This window comes from Acinetobacter sp. TTH0-4 (genome assembly GCF_015602665.1).
GTDB lineage: Bacteria > Pseudomonadota > Gammaproteobacteria > Pseudomonadales > Moraxellaceae > Acinetobacter > Acinetobacter albensis.
In genome coordinates this window covers 751,073-770,099 of sequence record NZ_CP059079.1, presented here as the reverse complement: position 1 = coordinate 770,099, position 19,027 = coordinate 751,073, and the positions used below count along the sequence as shown (strand labels likewise).

Annotated in this window: 16 protein-coding genes and 8 tRNA genes; 7 read left to right on the top strand and 17 right to left on the bottom strand. The window is 38.3% G+C overall.

Annotated elements, in window-relative coordinates; translation table 11 throughout:
- Positions 1-49 precede the first annotated feature (49 nt).
- The 3 genes from H0S58_RS03580 to H0S58_RS03570 all read left to right on the top strand — a co-directional run bounded on the left by H0S58_RS03580 (position 50) and on the right by H0S58_RS03570 (position 4,361).
- Positions 50-610, top strand: coding sequence for a YcxB family protein (locus tag H0S58_RS03580; protein WP_092717263.1), 561 nt, complete (start codon positions 50-52; stop codon positions 608-610).
- A 167-nt stretch (positions 611-777) separates the two neighbouring features.
- Positions 778-3,456 (top strand): PepSY domain-containing protein, encoded by a 2,679-nt coding sequence (locus tag H0S58_RS03575; RefSeq protein ID WP_195727162.1) that lies wholly within the window; start codon positions 778-780, stop codon positions 3,454-3,456.
- Between the two features lie 122 nt (positions 3,457-3,578).
- On the top strand, positions 3,579-4,361 hold the full coding sequence (locus H0S58_RS03570) for a YdcF family protein (RefSeq protein ID WP_195727161.1): 783 nt from the start codon (positions 3,579-3,581) through the stop codon (positions 4,359-4,361).
- 32 nt (positions 4,362-4,393) lie between these two features.
- Here H0S58_RS03570 and H0S58_RS03565 read toward each other — a convergent pair whose 3' ends face one another.
- The 11 genes from H0S58_RS03565 to H0S58_RS03515 form a co-directional block, all read right to left on the bottom strand.
- The gene (locus H0S58_RS03565; protein WP_195727160.1) at positions 4,394-4,855 is read right to left on the bottom strand and encodes a DUF2750 domain-containing protein; all 462 of its coding nucleotides are present in this window, start codon (positions 4,853-4,855) and stop codon (positions 4,394-4,396) included.
- 72 nt (positions 4,856-4,927) lie between these two features.
- Positions 4,928-5,003, bottom strand: a tRNA-Val gene (locus tag H0S58_RS03560).
- A 93-nt stretch (positions 5,004-5,096) separates the two neighbouring features.
- Positions 5,097-5,173 (bottom strand) — tRNA-Asp (locus H0S58_RS03555).
- A gap of 38 nt (positions 5,174-5,211) precedes the next feature.
- Positions 5,212-5,287, bottom strand: a tRNA-Val gene (locus tag H0S58_RS03550).
- 28 nt (positions 5,288-5,315) lie between these two features.
- A tRNA-Asp gene (locus H0S58_RS03545) sits at positions 5,316-5,392 on the bottom strand.
- A gap of 12 nt (positions 5,393-5,404) precedes the next feature.
- A tRNA-Val gene (locus H0S58_RS03540) sits at positions 5,405-5,480 on the bottom strand.
- A 21-nt stretch (positions 5,481-5,501) separates the two neighbouring features.
- Positions 5,502-5,578, bottom strand: a tRNA-Asp gene (locus tag H0S58_RS03535).
- Positions 5,579-5,628: 50 nt separating this feature from the next.
- Positions 5,629-5,705, bottom strand: a tRNA-Asp gene (locus H0S58_RS03530).
- Between the two features lie 24 nt (positions 5,706-5,729).
- Positions 5,730-5,805, bottom strand: a tRNA-Val gene (locus H0S58_RS03525).
- 268 nt (positions 5,806-6,073) lie between these two features.
- A complete protein-coding gene (gene elsL / locus H0S58_RS03520; RefSeq protein WP_195727159.1) occupies positions 6,074-6,589 on the bottom strand; it encodes a cell wall-recycling L,D-carboxypeptidase ElsL in 516 nt (171 codons plus the stop codon).
- A gap of 7 nt (positions 6,590-6,596) precedes the next feature.
- Complete coding sequence (locus H0S58_RS03515; RefSeq protein ID WP_092717279.1) at positions 6,597-6,980, bottom strand: YbaN family protein; 384 nt, start codon at positions 6,978-6,980, stop codon at positions 6,597-6,599.
- A 96-nt stretch (positions 6,981-7,076) separates the two neighbouring features.
- Between H0S58_RS03515 and H0S58_RS03510 the strand changes: the two genes are divergently transcribed.
- The 3 genes from H0S58_RS03510 to dapE all read left to right on the top strand — a co-directional run bounded on the left by H0S58_RS03510 (position 7,077) and on the right by dapE (position 9,471).
- On the top strand, positions 7,077-7,943 hold the full coding sequence (locus H0S58_RS03510) for a DUF1853 family protein (protein ID WP_195727158.1): 867 nt from the start codon (positions 7,077-7,079) through the stop codon (positions 7,941-7,943).
- Positions 7,944-8,068: 125 nt separating this feature from the next.
- The gene (locus H0S58_RS03505) at positions 8,069-8,221 is read left to right on the top strand and encodes an entericidin A/B family lipoprotein (protein WP_171250309.1); all 153 of its coding nucleotides are present in this window, start codon (positions 8,069-8,071) and stop codon (positions 8,219-8,221) included.
- A gap of 113 nt (positions 8,222-8,334) precedes the next feature.
- Complete coding sequence (gene dapE, locus H0S58_RS03500) at positions 8,335-9,471, top strand: succinyl-diaminopimelate desuccinylase (protein WP_195727157.1); 1,137 nt, start codon at positions 8,335-8,337, stop codon at positions 9,469-9,471.
- A gap of 75 nt (positions 9,472-9,546) precedes the next feature.
- Here dapE and H0S58_RS03495 read toward each other — a convergent pair whose 3' ends face one another.
- From H0S58_RS03495 to pilG, 6 genes are all read right to left on the bottom strand, one after another.
- Positions 9,547-10,005 (bottom strand): hypothetical protein, encoded by a 459-nt coding sequence (locus tag H0S58_RS03495; RefSeq protein ID WP_053578501.1) that lies wholly within the window; start codon positions 10,003-10,005, stop codon positions 9,547-9,549.
- A gap of 4 nt (positions 10,006-10,009) precedes the next feature.
- A complete protein-coding gene (locus H0S58_RS03490; protein WP_195727156.1) occupies positions 10,010-14,377 on the bottom strand; it encodes an Hpt domain-containing protein in 4,368 nt (1,455 codons plus the stop codon).
- 174 nt (positions 14,378-14,551) lie between these two features.
- Positions 14,552-16,624, bottom strand: a complete 2,073-nt coding sequence (locus tag H0S58_RS03485) for a methyl-accepting chemotaxis protein (RefSeq protein WP_195727155.1) — start codon at positions 16,622-16,624, stop codon at positions 14,552-14,554.
- 42 nt (positions 16,625-16,666) lie between these two features.
- Positions 16,667-17,203, bottom strand: coding sequence for a chemotaxis protein CheW (locus H0S58_RS03480; RefSeq protein ID WP_053578505.1), 537 nt, complete (start codon positions 17,201-17,203; stop codon positions 16,667-16,669).
- 6 nt (positions 17,204-17,209) lie between these two features.
- Positions 17,210-17,578 carry a response regulator gene (locus H0S58_RS03475; protein ID WP_053578506.1) on the bottom strand — a complete coding sequence of 123 codons (369 nt, stop codon included), beginning with the start codon at positions 17,576-17,578 and terminating at the stop codon, positions 17,210-17,212.
- A gap of 23 nt (positions 17,579-17,601) precedes the next feature.
- Positions 17,602-17,985, bottom strand: a complete 384-nt coding sequence (gene pilG, locus H0S58_RS03470) for a twitching motility response regulator PilG (protein WP_092717291.1) — start codon at positions 17,983-17,985, stop codon at positions 17,602-17,604.
- A gap of 276 nt (positions 17,986-18,261) precedes the next feature.
- On the opposite strand from pilG, the gene H0S58_RS03465 reads away from it, so the two are divergent.
- Complete coding sequence (locus tag H0S58_RS03465; protein WP_195727154.1) at positions 18,262-18,903, top strand: hypothetical protein; 642 nt, start codon at positions 18,262-18,264, stop codon at positions 18,901-18,903.
- Positions 18,904-19,027: the final 124 nt, after the last annotated feature.

Sequence of the window (19,027 nt, the reverse complement as noted above, 5' to 3'; positions counted from 1 at the left end):
TGATAAATAATGCTAAACTTTTTAAAGTTCTAAATTTGTTATTTTGATTATGACCGCGAAAAATTTATACGCTTATACCCTTCAGCCTGTGAACTATGAAATTTCAGAGGCTGAACAACGTCAAGCTCAACTTGCCATATGGCGCAGTACCAATAAAATTAGCACTAAATCATGGATTATTATGGCCGTGATCGCTGTTTTATCGATTGTCGGTATTGTTTTACTGAAAAACTATTCAACCATTTTTTGCTGGGTCGCTTTGGTCGCTGTCGTCGCGTACATTTTAGTGCGCAAGTTCGGTTTAGAGTGGTATGTAAAACGTAAAATGAATGAATTTCCAGTTCAGGAAATTAAAGGCATTCGTTTAGGCATACAACCGCATGGCATCGTGATGCGCCAACAAATGGGTGCACAACAAGGTGTCGGTGCGATTGGCTGGAAAGACATTTATGAATGGTATGACACGCCTGACTTTATGCTGGTCAACTTCAAAGTAAAAGGTCAACAAGGCGCTTACGTTCTACCGAAACGTTTAAATTCAAAGAATTTTTCGTTTAATACTATTCGTAAACATTTGATCGAAAGCGTGGGCCCAGCGAACAAGATTTAATGGATTAAGTGAACCCTCTAAAAAAACCTCCACAATTGTGGAGGTTTTTTAATGAAAGAATACAAATGATAATGAGAATAAATATTACCTTCAAAATCCATATTATCTTCTTAAAGTTCAGTTATAATTCGTGCTAATTATGTTCATCTTTCGTATCTTTGACTGCCATGTTAAAAAAAATATTTTTTCAGATTCATTGGTTTCTTGGCATTACAGCGGGCTTAATTCTTTCGATTATGGGCGTGACTGGCGCCATCTATTCGTATGAACAGCCTATTCAGAAATGGTTAAATCCAGACAGCTATTATGTACAAGTCGAAAATCGTGCCAAACTGACTCCTTCACAGCTTTATCAGCACTTTCAAATCACTGACCCACAAATAAAAATTAATAGTATTACCATTGCCAAAGACCCGACCTCATCTTCTAGCATCAATATTGTTAAAGAAGGTGCTCGTAGGGGTTACAACATGATGGTCAATCCTTATTCAGCGGAAGTTTTACCTGAAATTAAAGGCAAAGAATTCTTTGCTTTTATTCAACAGTTACATCGTAATTTAACAGTTGGACCCGTCGGTAAACAGATTACTGGTGCTTGTGCGCTGATCCTGATTCTTTTTGTGCTCAGTGGTTTATACTTGCGCTGGCCTAAAAAACACTCATTAAAACAATGGTTCATGCTTAAGCCTAAACTTAAAGGGCGTAATTTTCTTTGGGATTTACATGCAGTTGTTGGAACATGGGTGGTTATTTTCTACTTAGTTCTGGCTTGTACTGGCTTGTACTGGTCTTATGACTGGTGGCGAAATGGCATGTTTAAAGTGATGGGGGTAGAACGCCCGCAACCTGAAATGCAAGAAGGCAAAGCACGCGGTCAAAATGCAGAAGGTCAAAAATCTGAACAGACCCGTCAACGCCTTGAAAAACCTGAACATGAAGCCCAACACTCTGCATCAAATCCAGTACGAACTTCAGAAAATAATCCTAATCATGATGAATCAGATTCCAACCAAAGAAATGAGAAAAAGGGTTTATCCGTAGAACAAATCAATTTGGCATTGTCCCAAACATGGACTGGTTTTAATGCTCAAGTTGGTCGTGATTATTCAACTCTGACCGTAAATTTACCAAAAAAACCAGATGGTAAAATTGAATTAAACTTTGTAGATGCCATTCCACAGCATGAACGAGCACGTAATAAAGCCATTTTCAATTATAAAACATCAACCATTGAGAAAATGGAATTGTATGAAGAGCAAAAGTTAAACGAAAAAATCATGAGCAGCATGCTGCCGGTTCACCGCGGCAGTTTCTTTGGTCCTGTTTATCAATTCTTGGCCATGCTGGCTTCAATGGTCATGCCTTTATTCTTTGTGACAGGATGGATGCTTTATCTTAAACGTCGTAAACAAAAGAAATTAACGGAACAAGCTCGCCTTGCTGCAACAGCCGTAAAAATTGATCCAAATGCAAAACCGTGGTTGATTGCTTACGCAACCCAAACAGGTACTGCTGAACAATTAGCATGGCGGACTGCCACCAGTTTGCAAGAAGCTCATCAACCTGTAACGGTGAAGTCCTTACAACACTTGAATCTGGATGAAGTTAAAAATTTTGAACAAATTTTATTTGTGGTCAGTACCTATGGAACTGGTGAAGCACCTGATTTAGCCTCAAGTTTCACCAAGAAAAATTTTTCCAAACAGATGGATTTAAAACATCTCAATTATGCTGTTTTAGCTTTAGGTTCACGCGAATATCCAGAAACATTTTGTAGTTTTGGACATGAGTTAGATCGTTGGTTAAATGTAAATGGTGCACAGCCATTATTTGGATTGATTGAAGTAGATAATGCCAACAATGAACACATTCAGGCTTGGAATAGCGCTTTAGCAAAAGTCACAAAACTTGAGCTACAAGCCATGAATATTGAGAAAACCTTTGATTTATGGACGCTTAAACAACGCCATATCCTCAATCCAAATAGTTTGGGTGCGCCTGCATTTAATATTGAATTACAGCCTAAACATGAGGTTCATTGGCAAGCAGGTGATATTGCAGAAATTCAACCAGGCAATAGTGCTGAACGTATTGCAGACTTTATGCAAAAGCATCAAATTTTCGCCCATACTCCTGTCGATTCCTTACAAATCTCGATTGAGCAAGCACTTTGCAATAAAGATTTGACTCTCGACGTTGAACCTTTTGCCAATATGGAACATTTACTTGAACAGCTTAGTCCATTACCATCTCGTGAATATTCAATTGCCAGTATTCCATCTCAACAAATTCTTCGTTTAGTGGTACGCCAACAAGAAAATTCTCATGGTCAACTCGGTTTGGGATCTGGATGGCTGACACAACATACAGCATTAAATAGTGAAATTGGATTGCGTATTCGCACCAATGAATCCTTCCATCTTATTGATGACAATCGTCCCATTATTTGTATTGGAAATGGTACTGGCATTGCTGGCTTAATGAGCTTATTACATGCTCGTACTCGACAAAACTATACACAAAACTGGCTTATTTTCGGTGAACGCCAGCGCGAGTATGATTTCTTCTATCAAAGTACTATTGAAGCATGGCAAACGACAGGCATGTTACAACGCTTGGATTTGGCTTTCTCGCGTGATCAGACAGAAAAAGTGTATGTTCATCATCTTCTACGTGAGCAAGCCCAGATGCTTCAATCCTGGATCGATAAAGATGCCGTTATCTATATTTGTGGCAGTATTAATGGGATGGCCAGTGATGTAGATCAAGCATTGATTGATATTTTAGGTGAATCTAAACTTGATCTGCTTCGTCAGGAAGGACGTTATCGTCGTGATGTTTACTAAAAAAGATTAATCTAAGCCTATTTCAGCCAAACATAAAAAATCGAGTCCCCAGACTCGATTTTTTATCAGTAAACATTTTTAATTCGTTTAAACTAAATCGACTATTTTCTCAGAGACCGCATATGTCTAGCCGCCTAAAACGTTCTCTTAGTTTCATCTTAGGTGCTTTATTGGCACTTGATGGCTTATATCTCATCTCTCAGAATAAAGTCCATTTAGGTATTATTCTCCCTGTTATTATTGGAATGGGCTTAGTTTTTTATGCTTTGGCATTTGATTGGATTCAAAGCTGTATTCAGGTAAATAAATTTAGGCAGAAAATATGGTCTGGGTTATGGACTGCTTTCTTTCTCTGGCTCAGTACTGTTTTAATATTTTTTATTTATATATCTTCTACTCTTGATCACCGCCTTATCGCACACCCAAGTGCAGCAGTGATTGTGCTCGGAAGTGGCATAGAAAATGGCCAACCTTCTCTCACCCTCAAACACCGTCTAGATGTGAGTGCAGCTTATGCTAAACAGTATCCTCAGACCCTACTTATTATGACGGGTGGATTAGGCTTTCAGCAAAATATCAGCGAAGCTGAAGTGATGTCTCAATATCTACAGAAGCAACATCAAATTGATCAATCTCGTATTTTACTTGAAGATAAAAGTACCAGCACAGAACAAAATCTAAAAAATAGCCAAAGCTTGCTTGCAGCACATCAAATTTCTCTGAGTGAACCAATCGCAATTGCAACCAGCGATTTCCACATCTTACGTGCAAAAGCAATTGCTGAACGACAAGGCTATCAACAAATCATTGGCTTGAGTGCAACCACACCGTTATATATTCGCTATAACTCATGGTTAAGAGAATACTTTGCTTTTATCAGCGGATGGATGCTCAACGAATATTAAGTATTTAGACAATCTCTTAAAAATTAAAGAAACTAATTTAAGCGAATACTGCGTGGTAAAGGTAAATGAGTTTCTTTAAATAATTCAGGTTTTTGTCGATAAAGTTGATATAAATAATTTTTGATGTCTAATAACAATTTTTCAGGTGCAACCAAAATATTCTGCCCTTCAGGTGTTAAATCTAGTGACACTGAGGTGCTTTCTTTGCGCAAAAAAGGAATGACTTTATCAACAAAATCTTTGAGTGAAATATTCTGAATTTGATAATGATGCCAATGGTCTTTAATTAATAATTTTGCCAAACTTTTATTTTGCCAAATCGCAAATGCTCGCTGTCCTGTTGGGGTTGCACATAAAGCCCACCCTTCATCAAACAATGCAATCACGGAATTTTGAGCAACAATATTTTCAATAAATTGTTTATAAATATCTTGAGGATTATATGCAGGATGCAGCGTTTTGGAGGCAGCTTTACGTTGATAAGGATTTCTCATAGTATGCAATATTTAAAATTATTATTGATGCAGATTCTATGAAAAAAACAGATATTGAGCAAGGAGAATATATGGTGGGCGCTGACGGGATCGAACCGCCGACATTCTGCTTGTAAGGCAGACGCTCTACCAACTGAGCTAAGCGCCCTGAGAAAAATTCAAGGCTTGAATTTTTGATACAATAAAAACACAGAAAATTTTCTATGCTTTTAACATTTTCCACATCAGGATATTTGAAAAATGGCGCAGCGGACGGGACTCGAACCCGCGACCCTCGGCGTGACAGGCCGATATTCTAACCAACTGAACTACCGCTGCGTTTCAAACTTATTGACTAAGTTTTATATCCGAAGATATGGTGGGCGCTGACGGGATCGAACCGCCGACATTCTGCTTGTAAGGCAGACGCTCTACCAACTGAGCTAAGCGCCCTTAAAGGGTTTAACATTTCGATTTAAGATGGCGCAGCGGACGGGACTCGAACCCGCGACCCTCGGCGTGACAGGCCGATATTCTAACCAACTGAACTACCGCTGCATCACAAAAATCTGGTGGGCGCTGACGGGATCGAACCGCCGACATTCTGCTTGTAAGGCAGACGCTCTACCAACTGAGCTAAGCGCCCTTAAAAGGTCTATCATGTAAATGGCGCAGCGGACGGGACTCGAACCCGCGACCCTCGGCGTGACAGGCCGATATTCTAACCAACTGAACTACCGCTGCACTTACATAATATCGCTATTAAAGTACAAACAATGTATTAAGAACTAAAGTGGCGCAGCGGACGGGACTCGAACCCGCGACCCTCGGCGTGACAGGCCGATATTCTAACCAACTGAACTACCGCTGCACTAAAGTACTTAACGTAAAGGCTTGGTGGGCGCTGACGGGATCGAACCGCCGACATTCTGCTTGTAAGGCAGACGCTCTACCAACTGAGCTAAGCGCCCTTCACGACTTCATCGTTTGTGTCGTGCATTATAGAGAATCTATGCAGCCTGTCAAACGCTTTTCGGCCTGTTTTCATTTTTTTATGTTTGAGTGATTAAAAAATAGGTTATTCGCTATAAAAACAAACATTTTCTGTAATTTTTTGCCTATTTTATCTAAGAGTAAATTTAAACCAATCCATTTTTTCTAAAAAAATAAACATAATCAACATTTATAAATCACGACTTACCCATTCTTTTATAAGATCTGATTTATTTACATTAATTTTTATGATGATTGTTCCAGTTTTAGGCTATTTTCTGAAATATACACCAAAGCATCTTCAGAAATAAGATCAAATACCTCTAACACATCTTCATTACGCATCCGAATACAGCCATGTGATAAGGGAATGCCCATTGGTTCTGTATCGGGTGTGCCATGAATATAAATATAGCGTTTAAACGTATCGCAACCTTCCCCCTGATTAAAGTTTTCTTCCAAACCTTTCAACCACAAAATTCGCGATAAGATCCAATCTCGTTCAGGAAATTGTGAAGCTAAAGCTGCGTTATACACTTCTCCAGTCGCTTGACGTGCAATAAAAACTGCATTTTGAGGCGCATGATGACCAAATTTAAGTGCAACGGTATGCCAGCCTCGTGGTGTTTTACCTGAATCTTGTTGTTCGCCTATTCCATTTTTACCCGAAGAAATTACATATTTTTTTTCAAGTTTAGGCAAAATTAAAGTTTGCTCTGCCAAATCAATCCAGATATCTGCGTGTTCTAAAGAATATGACATGTGCTGATTACTCTATTTCTTTAATCGGTAAAGCTGAAGGCTCAGGACGTAACCACAGCCAAATCGCAACACTCAGCATGATTAAATCGGTAAAAATCTTGACCCAGATCGGTGCATTGGTCAACAGCATCACTACCGCGCTGATCAACATCATCATGCTAGCTAACCATTTTGCTTTACGCGGTACAGTACCGTTTTCACGCCATGATCTTAAAGTTGTACCATATTTTGGATGATTCAACAGCCAAGCATCCATCTGAGGCCAACCTTTAGACGCCGCCCATGCAGCCAATATTAAAAAAACTGTGGTCGGCATCCCAGGTAAAATCGCTCCGATAAAGCCTAGAATGATAAAAATCACCACTAAACTTCGCCAAAACAATATTTTCATTGCACAGTCGCCTTCCTACTAATTGCGTTAGTATAAAGTGTTTTTACACATTATCCGCTGGAATTGTGCACTTTTAATTTAACGCTAGGTGTTGTTATGTTCGCCTCTCAGCCCGCTTTTTATTGTGATGAACCTTGGCTCGAATTTAATCACTTGCTGGTTCGTCAATTGGCTTTTTGCATTTGTAGCCCGAATATTTTAGCTTCGATTCCAATAGAACTTACTGTAAAACATTCCTTTAATTTACATAATAATGAGATTTGGAATACACATTTTCAAAATTATCATTCTAGATTATTGTTTTTAGACCAGCATCCACAAGCCCTTGAGCTTTTTGTACAGCAGCTTAAAAGCACGCGTTTGGGCCTACGTTTTGAAATGCTGCTTTGGTTTTGGTTACTTGATCAGGATTATCATCCCTATCAATTAATCGGTCATAGTATTCAAAAAATAGCAGGTGCAAAAACTTTAGGTGAACTGGATTTTGTCTTATTTAATCAGAATACTCAGCAAGTTGAACACTGGGAAGTTGCTTTAAAATATTATTTGGCCGAACGCGACTCTTCTCTAAAGTATTGGTATGGTTTGAACAGAAGTGATACTTTATTGCGTAAACTTAATCACTTTAGTCAAAAACAATTTCAATTTGAAGATGCCTTAGACCATAGAATTGAACAACGCTATGTCGTATTAAAGGGTCAACTCTATGTACCGCTTAATTTCTCAAATGACACGCCAGAATGGGTGAATCTTGAGCGTCGTCTAGGATGTTGGGGCAGTGTTATCCCACATAAAAATGATGGATTTTATCGATTACAGCGGCTTGAATGGATTTGTCCAGCTCACTCTGTCAGCAGCCAAACAGCAGATTGGTGGACAAACGGATTATATCGGCAGAAAGATCAATCCAATTTCTATATGTTTAGATCAGCTCCACTACTTTCTTGCACTTCTGATGAATAAGTTTATCCAGAATACTGCTGTAATAACAATTAATTACTTTTCTACAATCAAAAACACATATTTTTTATGGAGCACATTAATTAACCTGAGATCACATCAAAATAAAGACTTTATATTTGGAGATGATGATGAAAAAAGTTCTAGCTGCTTCCCTTCTTATGGCTTTTGTTTTAACGGGTTGTAATACATTTAAAGGTGTGGGTAAAGATGTATCTAAAGCAGGTGACGCTGTAACCAATACTGCTGAAAAAACTTCGGATGAAATCCGTAGAAATTAATTCACTCGTTGATGAAAAAGCCTTATCTTTAGATAAGGTTTTTTTATTTAAAACTCCCCTTATCTTCGTCATTCCCCTATTATATTGCCAAATTTTCGATTGATCTAGCCGATATGAACCACTCAGAAACTTTAGAGCTTAGTTTACAATTATTACGTCAACCCTCTGTCACACCAATCGATCATTGTTGCCAAAAAATTATGGCTGAACGATTAGAGAAAATTGGCTTTAATATTGAATCTATGCGTTTTGAAGATGTCGATAATTTATGGGCACGTAAAGGAATTGAAGCACCTGTTTTATGTTTTGCGGGACATACCGATGTAGTTCCAACAGGCAGTTTAGAAGCATGGAATTCTGATCCATTTGTACCCGAAATTCGGGATGGTAAACTATATGGTCGTGGCAGTGCAGATATGAAAACTGCTTTGGCGGCGATGGTCGTTGCTTCTGAACGTTTCATAGCAAAGTATCCAAACCATAAAGGCTCTATTGCATTTTTGATTACTTCTGATGAAGAAGGTCCATCTATTAATGGCACAGTAAAAGTTGTTGAAACGTTAGAAGCTCGCAATGAGAAAATGACGTGGTGTTTAGTGGGTGAACCATCAAGTACCCATCAACTTGGTGATATTATTAAAAATGGTCGACGTGGTTCATTGAATGCCAAAGTACTGGTAAAAGGAAAGCAAGGCCATGTAGCCTACCCTCATCTTGCGATTAACCCTATTCATGCTGCTTCTAAAGCACTAGCTGAACTGTGTGATACCGTATGGGACAATGGTAACGAATACTTTCCTGCGACTACATTCCAAATTTCTAATATTGCTGCGGGTACAGGTGCGACCAATGTCGTACCCGGTACGATGGATTTGTTGTTTAACTTCCGTTATTCCACTGAAGTTACAGCAGAAGAACTTAAATCACGCACTTTAAACATTCTGGACCGTCATCAAGTCAACTATGATATTGAGTGGACCTTGTCTGGTTTGCCTTTCTTGACTCCTGTAGGAGAATTAGTGAATGCTGCGAAAAATGCGATTCGTAATGTAACAGGAATCGAAACTGAACTTTCCACTTCTGGTGGTACTTCTGATGGTCGCTTTATTGCCCCGACTGGCGCACAAGTACTTGAACTCGGTGTTTTAAATGCCAGTATTCATCAAATTGATGAACATGTGAACGTAGCAGACTTAGAACCTCTTGCTGAAATTTATGAACAAATTTTAGAAGGCTTATTGGCCAATTAAATTGGATATTAATCAAAAAAAGGAACTTAAATAAGTTCCTTTTTTTGAATATAAATTGTGATTATGGACATTCAATTAAAGCTTCAAAGTATTTTGAATGTTAACTAAATTGGGTATATGAAAACTTTGATCTGCCATACGTACATATTGAAAAATGGTGGGATCATTTGCTGGACGTTCTTCATCAATTAATTCAGAAATACGCAGACGAATCGTTCTCGGCATTTCATTGCACATTAAAGCAAAACGCTGATTGATTTCATCACCTTCAATCACTAAAGCCACACCTGTTTTACGCTCTGGATCATTTACTGCGTACACAGGCAGTTTCAATTCATGCCATTCTACATGCGGGACTTGAGTTGCACTATCGAGTGCAGATAACACAATATTTTGTGGTAGCAGCATCGCCTCTCGATCATGGCAATCAATAATGTAAGCATCAATAAATCCTGTCGATACAGTAATCAGATGATGCAACTCTTGTTGACTAATTTTTTCAACAGCAGCATTTGAAATCATATTTTGGCTCATTTGATTACCCCTGACTCATCTCTAACAAGTGTTCAACATGGCTGAGAAGTTCTGCCTCTTGAAAGGGCTTGCCCATGTAATGTGAGACGCCTAGGCTGAATGCACGTTCACGATGTTTTTCACCTGTTCGCGAGGTAATCATGATAATAGGTAAATCCTTATGTATCTCATGATGACGAACCAAATTGGTTACCTCGAAACCATCCATACGTGGCATTTCAATATCAAGCAACATCAAGTCAGGTTTTATACTTTCAAGCTGTTCTATTGCATCCACACCATCTTTGGCAGTTACAATATCGTAGCCCTGACGCTCCAGCAGACGAGAGGTTACCTTACGTACTGTCACGGAATCATCCACAATCATGATCAAGCGACGAGCATCATTATGACGCGATAATTCACGTTGTTCTACCGCATGTTTTAGTCGCTGCGTCGCTTGAATTTGACGTGCAATATTTTGACCATCTAAAATCAGACAAACCTGCCCATCACCCAAAATAGTTGCGCCTGCCACCACGCCTACGCTTGAGAACTGCTGCCCTATCGGCTTAACTACAATCTGTGCGCGTGAACCAATTAATTGATCCACCAATAATGCGATGGTTTGACCACTATTGCCTTTAATTAATAATACAGGCAATGAATGTGCAACATGGCTTAAGCGAGGTAGAGGTTGATTGGCGACAAACTCCGATAAATAGCGCAATTTATAACTGGTATTATCAATTTTAAAGAAATCTTCTTTACTATTAAAATAGTCTTCCAGTGCAGAAGGTGAAATCCGGACAATACGCTCAATTTGGGCCAAAGAAATCGCAAACTGTTGATCTCCCGCTTTAACCATTAAGGCATCACTCACCGATACAGTGGTCGGTACTCGAATCGTGAAAGTGGTTCCTTGACCTAATTCAGAGTCAACTGTGACATGACCACCTAAAGCTTTAATCTCACTTTGAACAACATCAAGTCCTACACCACGGCCAGAAATTTGTGTGACTTCTTTAGCGGTACTAAAACCTGGATGAAAAATAAATTGAAGAAGTTCTCGCTTATCCAACGACTGATCAGCTTCAATTAAACCTAAGTTTAAGGCTTTTTGTTGAATATTTTTTTCATCAATACCTTTACCATCATCACTAAAAGATACCAATACATCTGTGCCCTGACGGCTAATATTCAGTTCAATATGCCCAATTGCAGGTTTTTTAGTCTGAATGCGTTGCTCTGCATCCTCAATACCATGATCAATCGCATTACGTAACATATGTTCAAATGGTGTCACCAAACGCTCTAAAATCGTGCGATCCAGCTCACCTTCGGTGTTATTTACCACCAATTCCGTGGGACGATTTAACGTAGAGGAAGTCTGGCGTACAATGCGCTGTAGACGCGGTAATAAACGCGAGAAAGGCACCAGTCGAGTCCGCATCAGACTTTCTTGAATTTCTGCCTGAATACGTGATTGCTGCAATAACAATCCTTCAGTATCACGAATTTTTTCAGCCAAAGTGGTTTTAAAGTCGACCAAATCTGAGGCTGACTCAGCCAAAGATTTAGACAATTGATTGAGAGATGAATATTGATCCATCTCTAAAGGATCAAAATCGATATAACGAGAGTTTTCTGAACCATGTTTTGCAATAATTTGTGACTCTAACTCACCTTCCATACGACGTAATTGGTCAGCTAAACGCTTCATCGCCAATTCCATTTCGTTTAAAGTATGACCTAGCTGACCCAAATCCATTTCAATACGGGATCGGTTAATCGCATTTTCGCCAGATAGATCAATCATCTTCTCTACCAAATCGGCAGAGATACGAATCATCTCGTTATTATTTTCTAATTGAGTACTTGAATCCCACTCGCCCAACATCGCAGGCGGTTCAGTGCCATCTCCTTGAACAAATTCAATGATTTTAGGCGCAGAAGTGTGATCAAATTTACTCACACGTGTTGGAATTTGTGCAGTAACATCCACAAATTCAATAGATTCTAAACTCAGCTTTAAACTGTCAAAATGACTATAGTCCTGATCGAAAATTGCTTTTCTCAACCAGATAAAGGTACTTTCCAATAAAGAATCGTAAGCATTTGAATTAAAATGATGGACTGCAAACTGCTCGAATGTCGTTTCTAACTGATACGAAATAACAGCGACGGGTTCATTTTCAACCATTCGTGCTCCACCTTTAATACTGTGGGCTGCACGTTGTAATTGTAGAAGTAAGCTACGGTCGCTACGCTGCTCAAACCACTGTTTTAGCAACTGATCGGTAGAGTCTAAAATTTCTTCTGCTTCTTCAAAGAATGCTTCTTCCGCAATTGAACGGATACTTTCTTCGGGATCATGAGCAGCGTCAAGATGAGATGAAATATTTTCCTGAACTTTCTCTGGTTCAGTTAGGCCTATTTCGGTAGATTCAACGGGTTGCTCAGCTAGATGCGCAACTTCAGAAATTTCAGAAGCCAGCTCCTCTATGCTTCCAACTTGTGCAAGGTCTTGAATATTTTGCAAGATAGCAATAGATTCACGACCTGAATAATCAAGGTGTTGCTCACGAATAATTTGAATTCGATCGGCAATATCATCTTGTATCAGGCGAATAATACTGATGAGCTGAGGCGTAGCTTGAATCTGTTGACGAATCACACGCTCATAAATTGATTCTAATTCATGCGCAATCAAACCAATATGTGATGCTAAAATCATGTTTGCGCCACCTTTCAAAGTGTGCAAATAACGCATTAAATTATTTAGAGATGTAGTATCTGTATAATCTTTTGACCAAGTATTTAAATCTTGGTCAATACCGGCCAATAGCTCTTCAGCTTCTTCAAGGAAAATATCCAACAGGTCGGCATCAAATTCCTGATTGGCATCCTCTGCCTGCATGTGTGCACGATCCGAACGGATTCTTTGAGAAATTTTTGCTAAATCAATACTTGTAGATAGATTATTTACAGTTTCAAGCGGTTTTGCTTGTACAGCTTCAGTGGTTTTAAATTGCTCTAGGTCTTGTTGCACAAAAGCAGAAAGATCACTTAAGATTTTCTGTACTTCATCGGTCAAGATGACACGTTGTCCTGCTGCCAAGGTATCAAACAGATGAATAAATTCTTGATGAGCGTATGAAAATAGCTCATAAGCATAGTCAATATTGAGTAATTCTGGTTTTAAAACAAGCGCTTCATAATTTAATTTTAGTTCCTGAGTAAAATCATAAATTCCTGTTGCAGCACGATTATCTGTATGAATTAAAAGTTGTTGTGCTTGCTCAGCTAATTTTTTGAGATATTCTGGATATTCTGATTTAGCACGTTTTTCAAATTCAAATTCTGCATCTAATAATAAATCGATATTTAAAGCAATGAGTTTAGACACTATCCCTTGAGGATTAAGCTCTGAATCAAATTCAGTTGAAGCAAAACCATAGTTATTCCATGCAGTATTGAATGTTGCAAAAATCGTATCGAGTTTTTCTGTTTGTCCCAGCCTTAAGGTATGTAAATAATCCCCAATAAATTCTGCATATTGCATTAAAATCGCAGTTTGCTTTGAAGACGAAATAATTTCTTCTTGTAGAAGTGTTTTAAATAAACTTTCAACCTTACTGCTGACTTCAAAAATATGTTCAATTTGTGCCATGGATGAACTGCCACGCAAAGTATGTAGGGCACGGATTAAGCTATTATAACCCTGACTTTGGTTGTGTTCATTTTTTAAGAATTGTTCAATAATCGCCAAATGTTCTTCAGCTTCTTCAATAAAGATTGCCACTGTTTCTTCAATGTCACTCGCTTGACTTGCAAGACTATCAGTTGCGTTTGACTCTGACTCTTCTAACTCCAACCCTGTAATTTGGTTTTCTGCATTCAATGTGGTAGACAGCTCAAGGAGCTGTTCCAGTTCAGGTGCTAAAATTCGATTTTGCTGTATGTGTTGACCTAATAAAACCAATGGACGCAAGTCGATATCTATCGTTTGTACAGTTTTAAAAATGGGGTACAACTTATATTGATAAATTTTAAATACAGTTTGCGTATAGCGCTGTACTGTCATATCTAAAGGAATTGCACCTGAAATAACGCGATTTAAGCTATCCTCTACAGCCCAAGCAAGCTCGCCTGCAGATTTCGCCCCCACCATACGCCCAGAACCTTTGAGAGTATGAAAATGACGACGAATAGTCGTTAAAATTTCTGGATCATTCGGGTTTGCAAACCAATCGATTAATAATGGATTCAATTCAACAAAAATTTCTTCTATTTCTTCAACAAAAATTTCTAAAATCTCTGCATCCTGATCAAGATAGCTATCTTCAGGAAGCGTGGTCGTTTCAACTAAATTTTTTAATATTTCTTTCATAGTTTAGGCTTCTTACGTTTATCTGCCACCAAGAAGGGCGATCAAACTTAATTGTCACCATCACGCAAGACCCAACTTTAACGTTAAGTTTATCTTGTCGATGCATTATCTGTTTTTGTAATAGTGCATTCCATCCTTGAGTAAAATGCACCGTTCCATCCACTATTTTTAGACTTAATCAGGTAATTTAAAATCTGTTACCGACTCACGTAAAGATTCAGCCATATTCGCCAATTCAGATACAGAACGTGCAGTATCAAAAGTTGCAGTCGTCGTTTGCGAGGTAATTTCCTGTACGACATTCATGGTCGTTGCAATATGACCTGCTGAAGCAGACTGAAGTTTTGCCGCATCCGAAATATTGGCAATCAGTTTTGCCAAATTACCCGATACATTTTGAATTTCGTCTAGTGCAACGCCCGCATCTTTAGACAAGTTCGCACCGCGAACAACTTCCGACGTGGTTTGTTCCATAGAAATTACAGCTTCATTGGTATCGGTTTGAATGGTTTTTACCAATCCTTCAATCTGCTTGGTTGCAGAGGCTGAACGTTCAGCAAGACGCTGTACTTCATCTGCAACTACGGCAAATCCACGACCTGCTTCACCTGCCATTGATGCCTGAATGGCTGCATTCAGTGCCAAAATGTTTGTTTGATCGGCAATATCGTTAATCAAGGCCACGATGTTCCCAATTTCTTGTGATGATTCACCCAAACGCTTAATACGTTTTGACGTTTCTTGAATCTGCTCACGGATGGTATCCATTCCTTCAATTGAACGGTTTACAACATCTGCACCATTTGCAGCAATTTGTACTGAACGTTCAGCAACCACTGCAGACTCGGTCGCATTTGACGATACTTGGTCAATTGACATGGCCATTTCATTAATTGCAGCAGATGCCCCTGCAATTTCTTGTGCTTGATGTTCTGAAGCTTCAGCAAGCTGATTGGTAATACCTTGAGTGTTGGCAGTATATTGTGCAACTTCATGAGAAGTATCAGTAATACGCGATACAAGGTCACGTAACTGGTCAATAGCAAAGTTAATCGAATCTGCAATCGCACCAGTAAAGTCCTCGGATACCGTTGCATATGAACGCAAATCACCATCCGCCAAATCGGCAATTTCATCGAGTAAACGTAAAATCGCATTCTGATTACGGTCATATTCTTCTTGCAAACGCACTACACGCTCTTTATCTGACTCACCACGTAGTCCCAATAATTTATAGACCGAATATAAAAAGCCAGTTAACAGTAAAATCATTAACAAGGCAGGAATCGTGGTAGACCAATTACTGCTACCCGATAATTTATTTAAGTTATTTAATAGCTCATCTGCTTGCGCAAAAATAGACGAAGCCGCTTGGCGTACTTTTACAATTTGTGAAGAGTTTTGAAGAATGGTTGCAGATGCTGATTTCAATACATCATCATACTCAGCCTTAATGCCGACCAATGATTCACGTAATTCAGGATCAGTAATTTGTACCACCCCAAGCTCACTACTTCCATTTAACTGTGCATTTAAATATGCACCAAATGTTTCAGTGTCTGCACTGAAGTCATTGGCTGACTCACGAGAATTATCATTCCCTGTAAGTACTGAGTTAATAGAGCGAAGAATACGTTCCGCAATAAATACTTGGTTTTTTGCAAGTACCACCTGATTACTTGGCATATCTTGACGTGCCATTTGGTCAACCATCAAGTTATATTCAGCCTGAATCCCAGGAATACTTTCACCAATCGCAATATTGGTATCGTAAAGTTGGTTAATGATTTTTTGTTGAGAATTAATTAAATCAATGCTGTCCGATATAGTTTTCCATTGCTTTTCAACAGCATCCAAAGCTGCTGTCTGTGAATGAATATCTTTCACAGTTTCAAGGTTTTCAGTGAATGCTTTTTGAGATTGGATCAGTTTGTCAATCGACTCTTTCGTTCCAGATGCAGTTGCTTCAGTTGCTTGACGCGAAATCGTTTGAGATAAAAGACGCAAGTCACCCAAGCTTTGGGTTAATTGGTTATTACGTGGAACACTATAAAATAAATAGAGTAACAGTAGCGTTGCTAAAAATAAACTTGCAATCGCACCATACAGAAATGGCTTAGACTTTTCACTATCACCAAATACTCGAGATAATTGATCCGTTTGGGATTGAATTTTCGTGAGTAAAGCGTTCCTTGTTTTAGGAGCACTGCTTTCACCTGTATTTTTCTTTTTAAGTTTAAAGCCCATTCAGCCTCTCCCCAAGTTCGCCATTATTCTTTAGTGCGACTATTAATTTATAAATTTTATAGATGCATTCATATATTTTGGATTTTGCAATAATCGACTAAATAAAAAAACATGCCAATACTGGTTATGTTGATAAAAACATCCCTGACAGTATTCAGTTAAATTACTTTGCAATTCACTTTGTTTAGAAAAAAAACTTTTCTTATTAAAGTGTTGAATTCCCAAAACTTGATCTACTACCAAACCGACATAATGGTCATTATGACTAATACACAAAACTTTCTGAGTAGGTGAAAACTGACTTCTTTGACCCGAAATATACTGAGCTAAATCAGTCACTGAAAGTAAACGCCCGCGAATATTTGCCAATCCCATGACCCATGCTTGAGTGTTTGGAACAGGTGTATATTTCGGCGGGTAAATTACTTCAAATACTTCCCCTAAAGGAGCAACAAAATATTGCCCCATCATCTCAAAAGCAATGCCTGACCAACGGTTTATTTCATTTTCGGTGGTAACGTAGTTTTTATTACCACGTTTAGCCAGCCGAAGTAATTCGATAAATCCATTCGCTGCCATAGCGTTTTATCCTGCATCGAGGTGCTGTTTAATCACATCAATTAATTGTTTTTCGTCTATAGGTTTGGTTAAATAATCACTTGCACCTTGACGCTTGCCCCAAACACGGTCAGTAGCCTGATCTTTAGTACTGACAATCACGATTGGAATATGTTTTGTAGTCGCACCGCGTGCTATTTGACGTGTTGCCTGAAAACCATTAACACCAGGCATCACCACATCCATTAATACAAGATCTGGCAACTCCGCTTGAGCCATGGTGACGCCATCTGCACCATTTGTAGCTTCAAGAACATCAAAGCCATGTTTGGTCAATATTTCTTTAAAACGAAATGTTTCAGTTGGTGAGTCATCAACGATAAGAATACGTGACATGATTTTCCCCAATATAATTTAATTTATGCGGTGACGTGATTTCGAATTGCATTTAATAATTCGTCTTTACTAAAAGGTTTGGTTAAATACTCATCTGAACCAACAACCCGACCTTTCGCCTGATCAAATAAGCCATCTTTACTCGATAACATAATCACAGGAATATTTTGATAATTTTGAGAGTTTTTAATTAATGCACACGTTTGATAACCGTCTAAGCGTGGCATCATGATATCGACAAATACAATATCAGGATTAACTTCTGCAATTTTTGATAATGCCTCAAAACCGTCTACTGCTGTGACTACTTCAAATCCTTCACGCTGTAATAATGTTTCTGCAGTACGGCGAATCGTTTTTGAATCATCAATTACCATGACTTTTAGATTTTGGAATTTATCGTCCATTTAATGACCCTTCTCATTTTTAGAATGCACAAACAATTTGAGTAGTGAGTTTTATTACAAGTTACCAACGTTTTTAACATATCTTTACTTGCAGTTTCAATGAACATTTTCAGAACAAAGACGCGTTTTGGCATTTTAATAAGACTTATCTCACACTTTACACCGATCAACCATTTTTTTTGACTCTAGAGAGTTTTTTATTCTCAATTTTGAGTCTAATATACCTTTTTATTACTTTTAATAAGTAGTTTAGTCAACTTTAAATTGGGGGATACAATGCAAAGTCAGTTTAAACAAAAACTTGCTTTCATTGGGCAAAAAAAAATGACCAGAAAATTCATTTTATTGGTCGTCATGATTTTTCAATCAGTCTATCTGAGTGCTCAAGAACCTTTGAAGCCAACATGGTACCGCTATTACGATCATAAAGGTGTAGCTAATATTAGTAGCAATGTGACACCCAATCATATTCGTTTTGGCTACGAAGCATTAGACCAAAATATGCAAGTGATTCAACGTAATCGCCCATATAACAGTGAAGCAGATGCTAAGAAAGCGCCACAACGTGCAGCACAAGCCAGACAAAATGCAGCAGATTTAAAACTCAAAAAAGCCTATGACAATGCTCAAGTTGCACTGACAAAAAAAAATGAATCTCTAAAAGGAATAAAAAAACAAATCATTTTTCAGCAAGATCAATTAAAACAATTGCAAAATGATCGAATTTATTTTAAACGTCAAGAAATTGAACACTTACGTAAAGGACAAGGTATTCCTGCCGTACTCAAAAGTACACTGGACAATAACCAGAAAAATATTAAAGAAAGGAAAGATAATATTGAAGTATTACAAAGCTACTATCGTAATACACAGACCAAATACGACAATATTATTACGCGTTTAAAAACATTGGAATAAATGCTTTTCCACTAAAACAGATTTGTCGCTCCCTATGATTAAGGATAAGCACGCATGCAACTTTACAGGCGTATTAAAAACAATAAATTAAATGTCTTTATCGTCTATTTTACATGCAGTGTGT

Bases quoted from the DNA above. Each gene is read 5' to 3' on its own strand.
- H0S58_RS03580 (WP_092717263.1), top strand. From the start codon at position 50: ATGACCGCGAAAAATTTATACGCTTATACCCTTCAGCCTGTGAACTAT.
- H0S58_RS03575 (WP_195727162.1), top strand. From the start codon at position 778: ATGTTAAAAAAAATATTTTTTCAGATTCATTGGTTTCTTGGCATTACA.
- H0S58_RS03570 (WP_195727161.1), top strand. From the start codon at position 3,579: ATGTCTAGCCGCCTAAAACGTTCTCTTAGTTTCATCTTAGGTGCTTTA.
- H0S58_RS03565 (WP_195727160.1), bottom strand. From the start codon at position 4,855: ATGAGAAATCCTTATCAACGTAAAGCTGCCTCCAAAACGCTGCATCCT.
- elsL (WP_195727159.1), bottom strand. From the start codon at position 6,589: ATGTCATATTCTTTAGAACACGCAGATATCTGGATTGATTTGGCAGAG.
- H0S58_RS03515 (WP_092717279.1), bottom strand. From the start codon at position 6,980: ATGAAAATATTGTTTTGGCGAAGTTTAGTGGTGATTTTTATCATTCTA.
- H0S58_RS03510 (WP_195727158.1), top strand. From the start codon at position 7,077: ATGTTCGCCTCTCAGCCCGCTTTTTATTGTGATGAACCTTGGCTCGAA.
- H0S58_RS03505 (WP_171250309.1), top strand. From the start codon at position 8,069: ATGATGAAAAAAGTTCTAGCTGCTTCCCTTCTTATGGCTTTTGTTTTA.
- dapE (WP_195727157.1), top strand. From the start codon at position 8,335: ATGAACCACTCAGAAACTTTAGAGCTTAGTTTACAATTATTACGTCAA.
- H0S58_RS03495 (WP_053578501.1), bottom strand. From the start codon at position 10,005: ATGAGCCAAAATATGATTTCAAATGCTGCTGTTGAAAAAATTAGTCAA.
- H0S58_RS03490 (WP_195727156.1), bottom strand. From the start codon at position 14,377: ATGAAAGAAATATTAAAAAATTTAGTTGAAACGACCACGCTTCCTGAA.
- H0S58_RS03485 (WP_195727155.1), bottom strand. From the start codon at position 16,624: ATGGGCTTTAAACTTAAAAAGAAAAATACAGGTGAAAGCAGTGCTCCT.
- H0S58_RS03480 (WP_053578505.1), bottom strand. From the start codon at position 17,203: ATGGCAGCGAATGGATTTATCGAATTACTTCGGCTGGCTAAACGTGGT.
- H0S58_RS03475 (WP_053578506.1), bottom strand. From the start codon at position 17,578: ATGTCACGTATTCTTATCGTTGATGACTCACCAACTGAAACATTTCGT.
- pilG (WP_092717291.1), bottom strand. From the start codon at position 17,985: ATGGACGATAAATTCCAAAATCTAAAAGTCATGGTAATTGATGATTCA.
- H0S58_RS03465 (WP_195727154.1), top strand. From the start codon at position 18,262: ATGCAAAGTCAGTTTAAACAAAAACTTGCTTTCATTGGGCAAAAAAAA.